The sequence below is a fragment of the Nocardia sp. CS682 genome (genome assembly GCF_004634405.1).
Classification (GTDB): Bacteria; Actinomycetota; Actinomycetes; order Mycobacteriales; family Mycobacteriaceae; genus Nocardia; species Nocardia ninae.
In genome coordinates this window covers 7,265,636-7,279,324 of record NZ_CP029710.1, presented here as the reverse complement: position 1 = coordinate 7,279,324, position 13,689 = coordinate 7,265,636, and the positions used below count along the sequence as shown (strand labels likewise).

Genomic DNA, 13,689 nt, shown 5'->3' with positions numbered 1-13,689 from the left:
AACAACTGCGACGACGTCGCCACGACGACGGCTGCCGCGGAGTCCATGCACCGGCTACAACCCGAGCGAGCGCACCAGGTCCAGCATCTCCAGGTGGAAAAGCTTTGCGGGGTCTTGTGATTGGGGAACCAGATGCCCGTAGACCTCCAGCGCGATCAGTCCGTGCATCCGGCCCCACATGCGTAGCGCGAGACCGAGTGCGGCAGGGGGCAACTCGGGAAAGTCAGCGCGGACGTGGGCGACGAGACCCGCATCGAAGTCGGACCATGTTGTGTCGCCGAGATTTTGGTGCTTCTCCGCGCTGGGCCACGCGGCGGCGGTCAGGCCGACGAGGCCGGTGCACGCCCGCAACGCGGCGGTGGCGGCGGGTCCGCCCGGCGGCGGCTGGTAGCCGGGCACCGGGTCGCCGTAGATGAGCCGGAACTCGGCGGGATGCTGAATTGCCCAGTCGCGCACGGCCTCACCCCACGCCACAATGCGCCCGGCGGGGTCGTCGGCGGGGACCGCGTCGCGTGCGGCCTCGACCCGGTCGACCAGGGCGGTGTACACGTCGGAGATCAGGGTGGAGATCAGCTCGTCACGAGTGGCGTAGTAGCCGTAGATCGCGCCGGCTGTCATGCCCATGTCGCGGGCGATGGCGCGCAATGAGACGGCATCGGGGCCGCCCTCGGCCAATAACCGCAGAGCAATGGCCTTGATCTCACCGGACGCCTGCGCGCGCATGCGCTCTCTGCGACTCTTCACGGCCTCCACCACGGTTGACACTCTACAGCGTTTGGCTACTATCACCCGTGTCGTTACTGAACGGCGTGTAGTAACTGGACAGTGTTTAGGGAGTGGATCGTGGACATCGGGATTTTCGGCGCGACAGGCGTCATCGGCAGTCGCGCCGTAAACGAGGCAACGCGGCGCGGGCATCGGGTGACCGCGTTCAGCCGGGATGCTGGTCGCTTCCCCGCTGAGCGCGGCACCGTGACCTGGCAGGTCGCCGACTGGCTCGACGCCGACAGCATCGCGGCCGCCATCTCCGGCCTCGACGTGGTGATCAGCGCGGTCAACGCCGGGCACGGCATCGCCGATACCATCGCGCGCGCAGGCGATTTCGTGGTCGGGGCGCAGGCGATGGTCCGTGCGCTCGAACGGCAGCCGCGGGTCCGGGTGATCGCCGTGGGCGGCGCAGGCAGCCTGGAGATCGCACCCGGCCTGCAACTGGTCGACACCGGCGCGGACTTCGTACGGTCCCTCACCGAGGATCTCGGTGTGCCCGCCGAGTACGCCGAGGTGGTGCGGGCGTTGCGGGACGCGTTGAACGTCTACCGGCTGTCCAACCGCAACTGGACCTATCTCAGCCCCTCCGCCGGCCGGATCAACCCCGGCACGCGAACAAACCGTTTCCGGGTCGGCGGCGACCAGTTGCTCATCGCCGCGGACGGAGCGCCCGATCTTTCGGCCGAGGATCTCGCCGTCGCGCTGCTGGACGAGGTCGAACAGCCGCGCTACCTCCAGCGCCGCTTCACCGTCGGTTACTGAAACAGCCGTGCCCAATCGGCTGCCGCAGGCACGGCTATCCGAAACCTGTCGTACCCCTCTGCCACAATAGAAACCAGGTCGGACGTCGATCGAGTTGTTGCCCAACGTAATTGGCAACTCGACCGAGGAGGCGCAATGCCCGACGTTCCAGCTTCGATGCCCGACCCGCGTGAACCGATGTTTGTCGATGTCGAGCGGCTGGTCGAGTTGGCGGCTGAGATCGAACGGCATCGGTACCTGTTGCGCGCCGCCGCCGATGGCTATCGGTGGCGGGTCGCGCGGCAGGTGGAACACCTGGATCCGCCGGATCGGGACATGCGCCTCGCGCATGCGGAGCGGCTGATCGACGCCTTGATGATCGATCCGATCCGGCACAACGACCTGGACCTCGGCGCCTACCGCGCCGTGCGCGACGGTGCGCCGATCGACTTCGACGCCGAACGCAGGACCTACGTGCTGCGCAGGCCCGGCCAGGACCCACTGCCGATTCGGCCGGGCCTGCCGGAACATCGCCTCGGTGTGATCGCCCGCCTCGCCGGACTCGGCCTGCGATTGGAGCAGATCCAGGTCGTCGCCCTCACCACGGCCCAAGCCGTCGGCCCGCTGCGGGCGCCGACCACCACGCCGCAGGTGAAGCGTGGCACCACGAAGCCATCGCGGCGGAACACCCGCACCCACCAGGGGGAGCGGAAACGCCACGCAGGCAACTGACCGCGGCGGTCCTCGATACCGGGGACCGCCGCACCGCTGGATGGACTCGTGCCCCGCAGACACCGCACCGCATGACAGTCCCTTGCTAATTTTCCCTCGCTGTTCCTATGCTGGCAGGCATTACCTGATAGTGACTGTCAGATAGCGATCCCTGGAGGGGCGATGGCACAACCCACCATCCTCGACCGGCCGGAACCGCCCGCTCCGACTCAGCGGTGGGGTGCGGCCGGGCGGTGGGGTGCCGCGATGGCCCGGCATCGCAAGGTCGTGCTCGGCGTCTGGCTGCTGCTGGTCGTGGTGTGCGGCGCGGCGTATCCCGCGCTGCACGCCCGGCTCGGCACCCCTGACTACTCAGTGCCCGGCTCCGACTCCGTCGCGGTCGATCATCTTGTCGCGGATCACTTCTCCCGGTTCGGCATCGAGCAGGACCTGATCGTCTTCCACTCGGCCGAGGGCACCGTCGATACACCGGCATACCGGGCGACCATCGATCGGGCGATCACTGTCGCCAGGCAGACCTCGGGCGTCGCCGGGGCCATCGGCCCGTTCGACGGCAACGCTGCCCAGATATCGGCCGACCGGCACACCGCGTTCGGCATCATCGGCGTCGACGGCGACATCTCGGCCCGAGTGCGGGTCGTGCAGGAATTGCGGGCGGCCATCGAGACCGGACCTGGTGCAGGCACCCAGGTCATGCTCACCGGGTATGCGCCGATCCAGTCCGAGATGATGCAGATCGAGACGGCCGACCTGCAACGCGCGGAAACCCTCGGCATTCCGGTGGCGACGGTGTTGCTGGTGCTGGCACTCGGGGCATTGACCGCAGCTCTGCTACCGATCACAGTGACCGCGGCGGGCATCGCGGTAGCCGTCGGCGCGCTCTTCGGCCTGACGACCTTCCTCGCCTTCGATTCCCTGGTGCTCTCGGTGGCGACGATGATCGCCACCGGCACCGCGATCGACTACGCGATGTTCATCGTCAGCCGCTTCAACGAGGAGCTGACCCGCCGTGGCGTCCGAAACCGTCGCGACCGCAACGCCATTCACGAGTCCGTCGGCGCGGCGATGGACACCACCGGCCGGACGGTGCTCGCCTCCGGACTCATCGTGATGATCTCGCTGTGCTCGCTGGCCGTCGTCGGGCTGCCGATGCTGAACGGCATCGCCGTCGGCGTGGTCACCGCGGTACTCGCCACTATGACCGCGGCGTTCACCCTGCTGCCCGCGCTGCTCGCGACGCTGGGCCCGGCGGTGAATCGCGGAGCGCTGCCCGAGCGGATGCGTCCGGCGGAGGTGCGATCCGTGGCGGCGTCGAGCGCATGGGCGCGGTGGGCGCACACCGTGATGGCGCGGCCGGTGCTGTTCGGCACGGTCGGCGTCGCGCTCTTGGTCGTGGCGGCGGCGCCGCTCACCGGCCTGCGCTACGGCGTCGACGTGGGCACCGACGCGCTCACCGAGCGCCCCGCCGGGCAGGCGATCGCCCTGGTCGAAAAGAACTTCACGCCCGGCCTGCTCGCCCCCATCGAGGTGGTCGCGACCGGCGCGGACGCAGCGCCGTTGACCAGCGCGGCACGCGAGGACGCCGACCGGTTCATCAATGAACTTTCCCGTGACCCCCGCATCGCGACCGTGCTGCCGCAGTACGCGGACGGCCGGATGTTCGCGGCCGTCGTCCCGCGCGCCGCGTTCGGGTCCACCGCCGCGTCCGATCTGGTCACCGATATGCGTTCCCGCGCAGCGTCTCTCGGTGACGCCGAGGTGCGCATCGGCGGCACCACCGCGCTGTTCGTCGATGTGTCCGAACGGATCACCGGTCGATTCCCCTGGGTGATCGCGCTGGTGCTGGCGGTCTCCTTCGCCTTCCTCGTCGCCGCGTTCCGCAGCATCGTGCTGGCGGTCAAGGCGATCCTGTTGAATCTGCTGGCCACCGGTGCGGCACTGGGCATTACGGTCGCGGTCTTCCAGCACGGCATCGGCGAGTCGGCGCTCGGCTTCCACAGCACCGGGTTCCTCCAGATCTATCTGCCGATGCTGGTGTTCGCGGTGTTGTTCGGCCTCTCAATGGATTACGAGGTGTTCCTCATCCGCCGGATGAAGGAACACTGGGATGTCCACCACGACAACGCCGCGGCGGTCGCCGATGGGCTGCAACGCACCGCCAGGCCGATCACCGCGGCCGCCGCGATCATGGTCGCCGTCTTCGCCAGCTTCGTGACCGCGAATGTGCTGGAGCTCGAGCAGATCGGGTTCGCGCTCGCGGTCGCCATCGCGATCGACGCGGTGCTCGTGCGGCTGGTGCTGGTGCCCGCGTTCATGCGGCTGTTCGGGCGCTGGAACTGGTGGCTGCCGAAGCTGAATAAACGCCGCGTGACTAGCGGAACATAGTCTCGATCTGATCGATGATCGATCCGATGGCCTCGGTGTAGACGTCCCTCAGCCGTCCCGCGAAACCCGTTCCGGCCCAATGGTCCAACGCCGCGACACAACCCCAGACCGCGGTCGCCGCGGCCATCCGTACCCGTAAATCGTTGGGCGCGAAACCGGTTCGTTCGGCGAACAGTGTCCGGAACTGGTCCTCCATCTCGCGCATCTGCTTGCTCTGGCCGACCTTGATCTCGGGGATCGCCGCCGTGTATTGCAGCCGCTGGCGGATGCGCCGCTCCGACTCCTCGGTCAGCAGCGATTCGATCAACAGCGGGACGAGCATCCGCGCGACGGCGATCAGGCCCGCGGGATCGACGATGGTGCCGCCGCCTGCGGTACGGATCGCCTCCAGCACCTTCGGGTCTGCCTCGTCGTGCAGCACGAGCATCTCTTTGGTGCCGAAGTAGCGGTAGACCGAGCTCGGCGAGACCCCGGCCGCGGCGGCGACCCGTTCGATGGTGACATTGCGGTACCCGTGCTCATCGAACAGATCCAGCGCGACCCGCTGGATCCGGCTCATCGCCTCGATCTTCCTGCGCTCCCAGGAAGTGGACGGAAGCTCCACAGCGGCATCGGACATCATCGTTCAGAATACCGGGCGGGATCGGCCGCCACGGCCCCGACATGGGCGAAGGCCCCGGTCCAGTGGACCGGGGCCTTCGTCACAGGTGTCTATCAGGCGTTGCCGGAGAGCTTCTCCCGCAGAGCCGCCAGCTGCGCGTCGCTGGCCAGCGAACCGCCGGCCGACTCGGTCGAGCTGGAAGACGAGGAGGACGCCTGCGCGCTGCCGCCGCTCTCGGAGGAGTAGTTGGACGAACCGCCACCGTTCGCGGCCTCGGCCGCGGCGTCGGCCGCCATCTTCTCCATCTGAGCGGTGTGCATCTTGTGGCGACGCTCCGCCTCGGCGTAACGGCCTTCCCACTCTTCGCGCTGCTTGTCGAAGCCCTCGAGCCACTCGTTGGTGTCGGGATCGAAGCCCTCGGGGAAGATGTAGTTGCCCTGGTCGTCGTAGCTGTCGGCCATGCCGTACTTCGACGGGTCGAACTCGGCGTGGTAGTCCTCGTTCGCCTGCTTCAGCGACAGCGAGATCCGGCGACGCTCCAGGTCGATGTCGATGACCTTGACCATCGCGTCGTCGCCGACCGCGACAACCTGGTCCGGGACCTCCACGTGGCGCTCGGCCAGCTCGGAGATGTGCACCAGGCCCTCGATGCCCTCTTCGACGCGCACGAACGCACCGAACGGAACCAGCTTGGTGACCTTTCCGGGCACGATCTGGCCGATCGCGTGGGTCCGGGCGAACTGACGCCACGGGTCTTCCTGGGTCGCCTTGAGCGAGAGCGAAACCCGCTCGCGGTCCAGGTCGACGTCGAGGACCTCGACGGTGACCTCGGTGCCGACCTCGACGACCTCGGACGGGTGGTCGATGTGCTTCCAGGACAGCTCGGAGACGTGCACCAGGCCGTCGACGCCGCCAAGGTCCACGAAGGCACCGAAGTTGACGATCGAGGAGACCACACCCTTGCGGACCTGGCCCTTCTGCAGCTGGTGCAGGAACTCGCTGCGGACCTCGGACTGGGTCTGCTCGAGCCATGCGCGGCGGGAAAGAACGACGTTGTTGCGGTTCTTGTCCAGCTCGATGATCTTGGCCTCGATCTCCTTGCCGACGTACGGCTGGAGGTCGCGGACACGACGCATCTCGACGAGCGAGGCGGGCAGGAAGCCGCGGAGACCGATGTCGAGGATCAGGCCGCCCTTGACGACCTCGATGACGGTGCCCTTGACGGCCTCGTCCTTCTCCTTGAGCTCCTCGATCGTGCCCCACGCGCGCTCGTACTGAGCCCGCTTCTTCGACAGGATCAGGCGGCCTTCCTTGTCCTCCTTGGTGAGAACAAGAGCCTCGACCTCATCACCCACGGAAACGACCTCATTCGGGTCGACATCGTGCTTGATGGAGAGTTCGCGGGAAGGGATGACGCCTTCGGTCTTGTAACCGATGTCGAGCAGGACCTCGTCGCGGTCGACCTTGACGATGGTTCCTTCGACGATGTCGCCGTCATTGAAGTACTTGATCGTGGCGTCGATGGCGGCGAGGAAATCCTCGGCGGAGCCGATGTCGTTGACGGCTACCTGCGGCGAGGTGACGGTGGTGGGCATATGTCGGTTTGCTCCGGACGGATTGTGGTCGGTTGCGGACATTGGAACTTTCGGTACGCTGGCGAATTCACCGCGGTGGTGTGAAGACGGACACTAGGAACGTACCGCACGTAACGCACGTGAAACTCAGCACGGGTGGTTGACTCCGGTACGGCTGTACAGAAGGCACTCGCGCGTTCAGCGTACGCGACCTTGGTCCAGGCGGGCAAACCGGTCCGGCCGCCACGCCGGGATACGCTGACGGCGTGTCGGAAGATCGCCATGCAGAGGCAAACACACTGCTCGGAACCGCGGGAACCGCGCGCACCCGGATCAGCTCGGCCGCCAGTCAACAGGCCAGTCGCCGCTGGTGGGACGCCGACGCAGGCCAGTATCACGAGACGCACGCCGATTTCCTCGGCGTGGATTCCCCAGACGGCGAATTCGTCTGGTGCCCGGAGGGGTTGCACGAAGGCGACATGCGTTTCCTCGGCGAGGTAGCGGGCAAGCGGGTCCTGGAGATCGGCTGCGGGTCGGCGCCGTGCGCACGCTGGCTGGCCGGGCAGGGAGCGCACTCGGTCGGGCTCGACCTGTCGATGGGCATGCTGGCGCGCGGCCGGGCCGCGATGGATCGGGGCGGGCCGCAGGTGCCGCTGATCCAGGCGGGCGCCGAGACCCTGCCCTTCGCCGACGAATCGTTCGACCTGGCCTGCTCGGCGTTCGGCGCGATTCCGTTCGTCGCCGACTCCGCCCAGGTGATGCGCGAGGTCGCCCGGGTGCTGCGGCCCGGCGGTCGCTGGGTGTTCTCGGTGAACCACCCGATGCGCTGGATCTTCCCCGACGATCCCGGCCCGGCCGGGCTCACCGCCGCCATCCCCTACTTCGACCGCACTCCTTACGTCGAGGTGGACAGCGAGGGTGAGCCGACCTACGTCGAGCACCACCGCACCATCGGCGACCGGGTCCGCGAAATCGTGTCCGCCGGGTTGCTGGTGGTGGACATCGTCGAACCGGACTGGCCGGAGTGGCTCGACCGCGAGTGGGGTCAGTGGAGCCCGTTGCGCGGCGAGATCTTCCCCGGCACCGCCATCTTCGTCACCGAGAAACCTGCGCGATGAAGACGACGGCGTCGGCTCCGGCGAGCGCCGCGGGAGACAGCGGGCCGTAGCGGTGGTCCGTCGAGACGCGCGCGGTGACGTCCGGATCGAGGGCGGCGGTGAGTGATCGGGCAGGGAACAACGCCCGGTCGGTGGTCGCGGCCGAGAGGACGGCGTGCAGGCTGCGCGGATCATCCTGTGGTGCCGGGCTATTCGCGCATCGGCCGTAATCCGCCGCGATGAAGACGTACTCGGTACCGAGGGTCGCCGCCGCGAGCGCGCCTGCGCTCCACCAGCGCCACGACAGCTCCTTACCCTCCCACTGACCCTGCCAGCTCGACTCGGTCCGCTGGAGGTGACTGTTGTGGGCGAACACCAGACAGGGCCCGCGATGCTTCTCGATGCGGACGATGTCGAGCAGGTTGTCCGCCATCATGCCGTCGCGCAGGCCGAGCAGGATGGCGGCTCGGTCGGGGCCGGGCGTAGCCATTGCGGCGTGGTAGCGGAGCAGGCCGTGCGCCATCCTGGCGAGCAGGTATGCGCGCTCGAAGTCGGTGTCGGAGCCGGCTTGTCGCAGACCGGGGGCCTCGGTGGTGTAGACCGCGAGGAGATCGTCGGCGGCCAGCCGCAGTGTGCGGGCGCGGTCGGTGCGACCGATGGACCGGCTCGGATCCATCATCGCGTCGGGGTTCGCCCAGTCGGCGTCGTCACCGAGCAGCGTGTCGAGGGTTTCGGCGTCGTGCGGAAGTCGTTCGGCGGGTAGGTGTTCGCGCAGATAGGCGTGCGCGCCCAGCAGCGTGGCGCGGGGGCTCGGCGCAGCGGTGATCTCGGTCGGAGCGTCGAATCCGTAGCAGCGCACCTGGTGTCGCGGAGCACGGCCGGCGTTGTAGTCGCGCAGCCAGGCAACCAACTCGTGGTTGGACGCCCACGCGTCCCAGCCGTGATTGAAGCCCGCCGCGACAACCTCGGCAGGCTCGCCGCGGCCGGTCCGCACGTAGTCGTCGATGACAGCCGCTGCGACGCAGTCGATTTCGAGGGCGATGGAGCGGTAGCCGTGGTGTTCGACCAGATACTTCAGCAGTTCGTTACGCAGCAGCGGGAAAGCCTCGACCCCGTGAGTCGGCTCGCCGAGGCCGAGCAGGGCGGGCGGCCAGTCGAGTGTGTCGAGGAATCGGCCGATGGTCGCGCCGGCAGTGCTTTCGCTGCCGAAGCGGAGGCCGATGTCGTGCACGGAAAGTTGCCTGGTCATGCGGTGCCTTTCTGGGTGTTCCATCAGGTACCTTCGACCGTATCGTTGAACAATCGGTTGAGACTTTTGCTCGTGTCGGCTGGTAGACAGACGCGTCAACCCTCAAACTGAGGAGATGGCAGCGCGAACTCTGCGGCCCGCCGACCTGGCTCGTGAGCACGGTTTGTCCACCCAGGCGGTACGCAATTACGAAGACGAGGGAATCCTCCCGCCTGCCGAGCGCAGCGATGCCGGGTACCGCCGCTACTCCGAGGCGCACGCTCGAGCGTTGCGCGCGTTCCTCGCCTTGCGCGCGGGTTACGGGCATCAGACATCGGCCGCGATGTTGCGGGCCGCGCACCGAGGCGACGAAGCGGCACTGTTCCGCCTCATCGACCAGGCGCACGCCGACCTGCTGCACGAACGCAAGACGCTCGACGAGGTCGCCGCCGCCCTCGGCACCCTGGCCGCCGCGCCACGACCGGTCGAGGACCGGTCGCACGGCCTCACCATCGGCGCGCTGGCGCATCGTCTCGGCATGCATCCCGCATCGCTGCGCAAGTGGGAAGACGCGGGCATCCTGCGCCCGCACCGCGAACGGTCCACCGGCTACCGGATCTACCCGCCCGATGTCGTGCGCGACGCCCACCTGACCCGGCAACTCCGGCGCGGCGGCTACCCACTCCCCCGCATCAAGCTCTTCGTGGATCACCTACGCGCCGTTGGCGATTCGGAGGACCTGTCGGACGTGCTCGAGGAATGGCGAACCCGCCTCAACCGCCGCAGCCGAGCCATGCTCGCCGCCGCCCCGCATCTGGACGCCTACCTCAGCGCAGACCGGTCCGCCGAACAGGACGCGGCGGCGGCCGAACGCGAGTAGGCCCCGCCGCCGTATTTCCTTCCCGGGCAGGGCCTTTCATAGAGAAGCGGTGGCGAAGCTCGCTTCGCCACCGGACCTCGTCATCATCATTTAGGTTTACGGCCCGCCTGTTCGAGCGCCAGCCGTAGCGCGAATTCGATTTGGGCGTTGATGCTGCGCAGGTCGTCGGCCGCCCACTTCGCGATCGCCTCGTGGACGGCCGGATCGAGCCGTAGCAGCAGCTTCTTGCGCTCAGCCATGGGCTTCGGCGCTCAGTTGTAGAGCGAGCCGGCGTTCACGACGGGCTGGGTCGCTCGGTCACCGCAGAGGACGACCAGCAGGTTCGAGACCATGGCGGCGCGGCGCTCCTCGTCCAGTTCCACCACACCCTGCTCGGTGAGCCGGTCGAGCGCGAGGCTGACCATGCCGACCGCACCCTCGACGATCTGGGTGCGAGCGGCGACCACCTGGGAGGCCTGCTGGCGAACCAGCATGGCCTGGGCGATCTCCGGGGCGTAGGCGAGGTGGGTGATGCGGGCCTCGAGCACCTCGATGCCCGCCAGCATGGTGCGGTCGCGCAGCTCGACGGTGAGCTCCTCGGCCACTTCACTGCCGTCGCGCAGGCTGGTGCGGGTGTCGTCGTGCGAGTCGTAGGGGTGCGTGGTGGCCAGGTGCCGGACCGCGGCTTCGGACTGGGTCTGCACGTACTCCTCGTAGTCGTCGACGGCGAACGCGGCCTTGAAGCTGTCGACCACCTTGTAGACCACCACGGCCGCGATCTCGACCGGGTTGCCGTCGGCGTCGTTGACCTTCAGCTTCTGCGTCTCGAAGTTACGCACGCGCAACGAGATTCGCTTACGGTCGGTCAGCGGCAGCACCGAGTAGAAGCCCGGGTCGCTCACCGAACCGATGTAGCGGCCGAAGAACTGGACCACCTGGGCTTCGTTCGGGTTCACGATGATCAGGCCGGTCGCCGACAGCAGCAGCACGAGCACCAGGAAACTCGCGACGATCGCCCCGATGAGCGCGGGCAGGTTGCCGTTCTGCGCCGCCGCGATGTAGCCGAGCGCCGCCGCGCCGCCGAACAACAGGGTGAGCACCAGCCACGCCACCAGCACCAAGAAGCCGTTGACGTGTAATGCGGGCCGAAGCTTCATGACATCCTCCAGGTATCAAAGTGATATCACGAAGATAGCAGACGGCGGTGCCGGTCGGCACCACCGAATTCCTGGAGCCGAGCCCTGGGAATTCGAGGCAGAGATTCCCAGGGCAGCGGTGGATCAGCTCGCGGCGGGACGGATGTTGCGGTTGAAGCGGAAAATGTTGCGCGGGTCGTACTTTGCCTTCAGCTGCGCGAGGCGCGTGTAGGTGGCGGGGGCGTATCCGGCGCGGGTTTGGGTCTCGTCGGCGTCGGCGCCCGCGCCGTAGAGGAAGTTGAGGCTGTGGCCGATGGTCCACGGGGCGAGGGCACTGCGGATTTTGTCCTTGGCCGCGGTGGTGTCGTCGGGGTCGGTGATCACTCGGACGATGTAGGCGGCGTCGCGGTGGTCGACTACGGCGCCGTTCCCGCCTGGACTGCTCAGTGCCCCGCCGAGGTGGCGGAGGTCGACGACCGCGTCGGCGCCGGAGTCCGGTCCAGCGGCGGAGAGCAAGGCGGACAACGTTTCTGCGGTGAGTTCGCCGAGCAGTGCGTTGGTGGCGGCGTAGGCGTGCGGGTGATCGGGGTCGCTGTGGATGGTGTGCGACTCGGTGTAGGGCATCGTGCGCAGGTCGTCCTTCAGGCGGTCGCCCACCGCGCGCAGCGGGGCGACCAGCCGTTCGCCTTCCGCAGCGGAGCCGTTGAAGGCGATCCGGAACGAGGCCACGTACCGGCCGCGCAGCGGGGCGGGCACCTGCGGGATGTCGGGGAAGATCAGGGTGGCGACGGTGGAGGTCAGCTGGTCGGGAACCGTTGCGGTCCACCGCCGCCAGACCTCGAGGGCCTGCTCGACCAGCGGGGTATCGAAGACGAGCTGGCCACCGTACACCTCGGTGACGGGCAGCAGCGCCAGCTCGATCGCGGTGACCACGCCGAAGTTGCCGCCGCTGCCCAGCACCGCGCCGAACAGTTCGTCGCCGGGGACGAGCCTGCGCACGCGGCCGTCGGCGGTGACCAGCTCGACGGCGCGCACCTGCTCCGCGGCATAGCCGAATTCCCTTGCCAGCAGGCCGATTCCGCCGCCGAGCAGGTAGCCGACGACGCCGACCGAAGGGGAGGAACCGTTCAGCGGCGCGAGGCCGTGCGCCGCGGCGGCGGCGACCAGCGCACCGGCACGCACGCCTGCGCCGACGCGTGCCGTCCTGGCCGCGGGGTCGATGTCGATGCCGGTCATCCGGCGAGTGCTGATCAGCACTCCCCCGTCGGCCGCGACCGACAGGCCGTGCCCGGTCGCCTGCACCGCGACCGGAAGATCTTGCCGCGCGGCGTATTCCACCGCGGCGCGAACGTCTTCGGCGTGTACTGCGCCGACAACCAACGCGGGCCGGTGCGTGTAAGCGGTCTGGAAGCCGCTGATCTCCTCGTCGTAACCGGGGTCACCCGGACGGAAGACCGGGCCGGTGAAGGTGTCTCTGTCGATGGTGTGCGCTGCGTTGTTTCCCATGCACTCGACGATGCTCGCCCTCACATCAGAAGTACAACAAATAGATCTTCTCGAAGTTAGAATCAACAGTTATGGAACTGCGTCAGCTCCGCTACTTCGTCACCGTGGTGGAGGAAGCCAATTTCACCCGCGCCGCCGCGCGCCTGCACCTGGCGCAGCCGGGCCTGAGCGCACAGATCCGCCAGCTCGAACGCGAGCTCGGCCAGCAACTGCTCGACCGCGGCGGCCGCACGGTGACGCCGACCGAGATCGGCGCCGCGGTGCTGAAGCACGCCCGCGCCGCGCTCGCCGCCACCGAACGCATCACCGAGACCGTGGACGAGTTCACCGGCCTGCTGCGCGGTCACGTCCGGGTCGGCCTGATCTCCGGCGCCGCCACCGAGGAGCTCGACGTCGCCGCCGTACTCGCGGACTTCCACGACGACCACCCCCAGGTCGGCATCAGCCTCACCGAGGACACCTCCGAACGCATGCTGACCGCGCTGAGCCGCGGCGAACTGGACGTCGCGCTGGTCGGGTTGACCGGCGCGGCAATGGATTACGGCATCGGCCTGGACGTGGTGCTGGAAACCGCCGTCGTCGCCGCGGTAGCCGCCGACGACCGAACCCACGGTGCCGAAATTCCACTCGCCGACCTGCGCGATCACCCGCTGATCTGCCTACCACCGGGCACCGGCATCCGCGGCGTCCTCGAACGCTCCTGCGCGGCAGTGGGGTTCGAGCCGAACATCGCCTTCGAAGCCGCCGCTCCCCCACTGCTGCTCCAGCTGGCCGCCCGCGGCCTGGGCATCGCCGTCGTACCGCAGTTGACCCCTGCCGAGGCAAAAGCCCTCGGCGTACGCACGATCCGCATCGTCCACCCCGAGCTGCGCGGCCGGCTAGCTCTGGCCTGGCGCACCGACCGCCCCGCCGCCCCCGCGGCAAAAGTCCTCATCGGCCAGCTACGCATCGCACTGCACGCCAAACCCTGACATCGAAAGCACTCGCGCCAAAGTAAGCCGCACACCCTTCGCGCCACCGCACACCCGGTATAGGCGGTGTGCGGCTCAGGCAAAGGGTGTG

At 68.1% G+C, this 13,689-nt stretch carries 13 protein-coding genes; 6 read left to right on the top strand and 7 right to left on the bottom strand.

What is annotated here, in order from left to right:
* Nucleotides 1–54: 54 nt before the first annotated feature.
* The gene (locus DMB37_RS32985; protein ID WP_240771762.1) at nucleotides 55–744 is read right to left on the bottom strand and encodes a TetR/AcrR family transcriptional regulator; all 690 of its coding nucleotides are present in this window, start codon (nucleotides 742–744) and stop codon (nucleotides 55–57) included.
* Nucleotides 745–843: 99 nt separating this feature from the next.
* Between DMB37_RS32985 and DMB37_RS32980 the strand changes: the two genes are divergently transcribed.
* From DMB37_RS32980 to DMB37_RS32970, 3 genes are all read left to right on the top strand, one after another.
* Nucleotides 844–1,530: an NAD(P)-dependent oxidoreductase gene (locus tag DMB37_RS32980; RefSeq protein WP_135236008.1), complete on the top strand. Its 687-nt coding sequence runs from the start codon at nucleotides 844–846 to the stop codon at nucleotides 1,528–1,530.
* A gap of 135 nt (nucleotides 1,531–1,665) precedes the next feature.
* Nucleotides 1,666–2,241 carry a hypothetical protein gene (locus DMB37_RS32975; protein ID WP_135236007.1) on the top strand — a complete coding sequence of 192 codons (576 nt, stop codon included), beginning with the start codon at nucleotides 1,666–1,668 and terminating at the stop codon, nucleotides 2,239–2,241.
* Nucleotides 2,242–2,403: 162 nt separating this feature from the next.
* On the top strand, nucleotides 2,404–4,626 hold the full coding sequence (locus DMB37_RS32970; RefSeq protein WP_135236006.1) for an MMPL family transporter: 2,223 nt from the start codon (nucleotides 2,404–2,406) through the stop codon (nucleotides 4,624–4,626).
* On the opposite strand, the gene DMB37_RS32965 is transcribed toward DMB37_RS32970, so the two are convergent.
* Together DMB37_RS32965 and rpsA are read right to left on the bottom strand one after the other, a co-directional pair.
* Nucleotides 4,613–5,230 (bottom strand): TetR/AcrR family transcriptional regulator, encoded by a 618-nt coding sequence (locus DMB37_RS32965; protein ID WP_167769010.1) that lies wholly within the window; start codon nucleotides 5,228–5,230, stop codon nucleotides 4,613–4,615. The genes DMB37_RS32970 and DMB37_RS32965 overlap by 14 nt on opposite strands.
* A 110-nt stretch (nucleotides 5,231–5,340) precedes the next feature.
* Nucleotides 5,341–6,822 carry a 30S ribosomal protein S1 gene (gene rpsA / locus DMB37_RS32960; protein ID WP_135236004.1) on the bottom strand — a complete coding sequence of 494 codons (1,482 nt, stop codon included), beginning with the start codon at nucleotides 6,820–6,822 and terminating at the stop codon, nucleotides 5,341–5,343.
* 245 nt (nucleotides 6,823–7,067) lie between these two features.
* On the opposite strand from rpsA, the gene DMB37_RS32955 reads away from it, so the two are divergent.
* Nucleotides 7,068–7,919 (top strand): class I SAM-dependent methyltransferase, encoded by an 852-nt coding sequence (locus DMB37_RS32955; RefSeq protein WP_135236003.1) that lies wholly within the window; start codon nucleotides 7,068–7,070, stop codon nucleotides 7,917–7,919.
* Here the strand turns inward: DMB37_RS32955 and DMB37_RS32950 are convergent.
* A complete protein-coding gene (locus DMB37_RS32950; RefSeq protein WP_240771761.1) occupies nucleotides 7,897–9,171 on the bottom strand; it encodes an erythromycin esterase family protein in 1,275 nt (424 codons plus the stop codon). The two genes, DMB37_RS32955 and DMB37_RS32950, sit on opposite strands and share 23 nt — an antisense overlap.
* Before the next feature lie 91 nt (nucleotides 9,172–9,262).
* On the opposite strand from DMB37_RS32950, the gene DMB37_RS32945 reads away from it, so the two are divergent.
* The gene (locus DMB37_RS32945; RefSeq protein WP_240771760.1) at nucleotides 9,263–10,006 is read left to right on the top strand and encodes a MerR family transcriptional regulator; all 744 of its coding nucleotides are present in this window, start codon (nucleotides 9,263–9,265) and stop codon (nucleotides 10,004–10,006) included.
* 86 nt (nucleotides 10,007–10,092) lie between these two features.
* Here the strand turns inward: DMB37_RS32945 and DMB37_RS40785 are convergent, their stop codons facing one another.
* The 3 genes from DMB37_RS40785 to DMB37_RS32935 form a co-directional block, all read right to left on the bottom strand.
* Nucleotides 10,093–10,245 (bottom strand): hypothetical protein, encoded by a 153-nt coding sequence (locus tag DMB37_RS40785; RefSeq protein ID WP_167769009.1) that lies wholly within the window; start codon nucleotides 10,243–10,245, stop codon nucleotides 10,093–10,095.
* 12 nt (nucleotides 10,246–10,257) lie between these two features.
* On the bottom strand, nucleotides 10,258–11,142 hold the full coding sequence (locus tag DMB37_RS32940) for an SPFH domain-containing protein (RefSeq protein ID WP_135236002.1): 885 nt from the start codon (nucleotides 11,140–11,142) through the stop codon (nucleotides 10,258–10,260).
* A 123-nt stretch (nucleotides 11,143–11,265) separates the two neighbouring features.
* The gene (locus DMB37_RS32935) at nucleotides 11,266–12,627 is read right to left on the bottom strand and encodes an FAD-binding oxidoreductase (protein ID WP_135236001.1); all 1,362 of its coding nucleotides are present in this window, start codon (nucleotides 12,625–12,627) and stop codon (nucleotides 11,266–11,268) included.
* A 71-nt stretch (nucleotides 12,628–12,698) separates the two neighbouring features.
* On the opposite strand from DMB37_RS32935, the gene DMB37_RS32930 reads away from it, so the two are divergent.
* Nucleotides 12,699–13,598, top strand: coding sequence for a LysR family transcriptional regulator (locus DMB37_RS32930; RefSeq protein ID WP_135236000.1), 900 nt, complete (start codon nucleotides 12,699–12,701; stop codon nucleotides 13,596–13,598).
* Nucleotides 13,599–13,689: the final 91 nt, after the last annotated feature.

Excerpts from the sequence above, each read along its gene's own strand:
- DMB37_RS32975 (WP_135236007.1), top strand. The coding sequence starts at position 1,666 with ATGCCCGACGTTCCAGCTTCGATGCCCGACCCGCGTGAACCGATGTTT.
- DMB37_RS32930 (WP_135236000.1), top strand. The coding sequence starts at position 12,699 with ATGGAACTGCGTCAGCTCCGCTACTTCGTCACCGTGGTGGAGGAAGCC.
- DMB37_RS32970 (WP_135236006.1), top strand. The coding sequence starts at position 2,404 with ATGGCACAACCCACCATCCTCGACCGGCCGGAACCGCCCGCTCCGACT.
- rpsA (WP_135236004.1), bottom strand. The coding sequence starts at position 6,822 with ATGCCCACCACCGTCACCTCGCCGCAGGTAGCCGTCAACGACATCGGC.
- DMB37_RS32945 (WP_240771760.1), top strand. The coding sequence starts at position 9,263 with ATGGCAGCGCGAACTCTGCGGCCCGCCGACCTGGCTCGTGAGCACGGT.
- DMB37_RS32940 (WP_135236002.1), bottom strand. The coding sequence starts at position 11,142 with ATGAAGCTTCGGCCCGCATTACACGTCAACGGCTTCTTGGTGCTGGTG.
- DMB37_RS32935 (WP_135236001.1), bottom strand. The coding sequence starts at position 12,627 with ATGGGAAACAACGCAGCGCACACCATCGACAGAGACACCTTCACCGGC.
- DMB37_RS40785 (WP_167769009.1), bottom strand. The coding sequence starts at position 10,245 with ATGGCTGAGCGCAAGAAGCTGCTGCTACGGCTCGATCCGGCCGTCCAC.
- DMB37_RS32950 (WP_240771761.1), bottom strand. The coding sequence starts at position 9,171 with ATGGAACACCCAGAAAGGCACCGCATGACCAGGCAACTTTCCGTGCAC.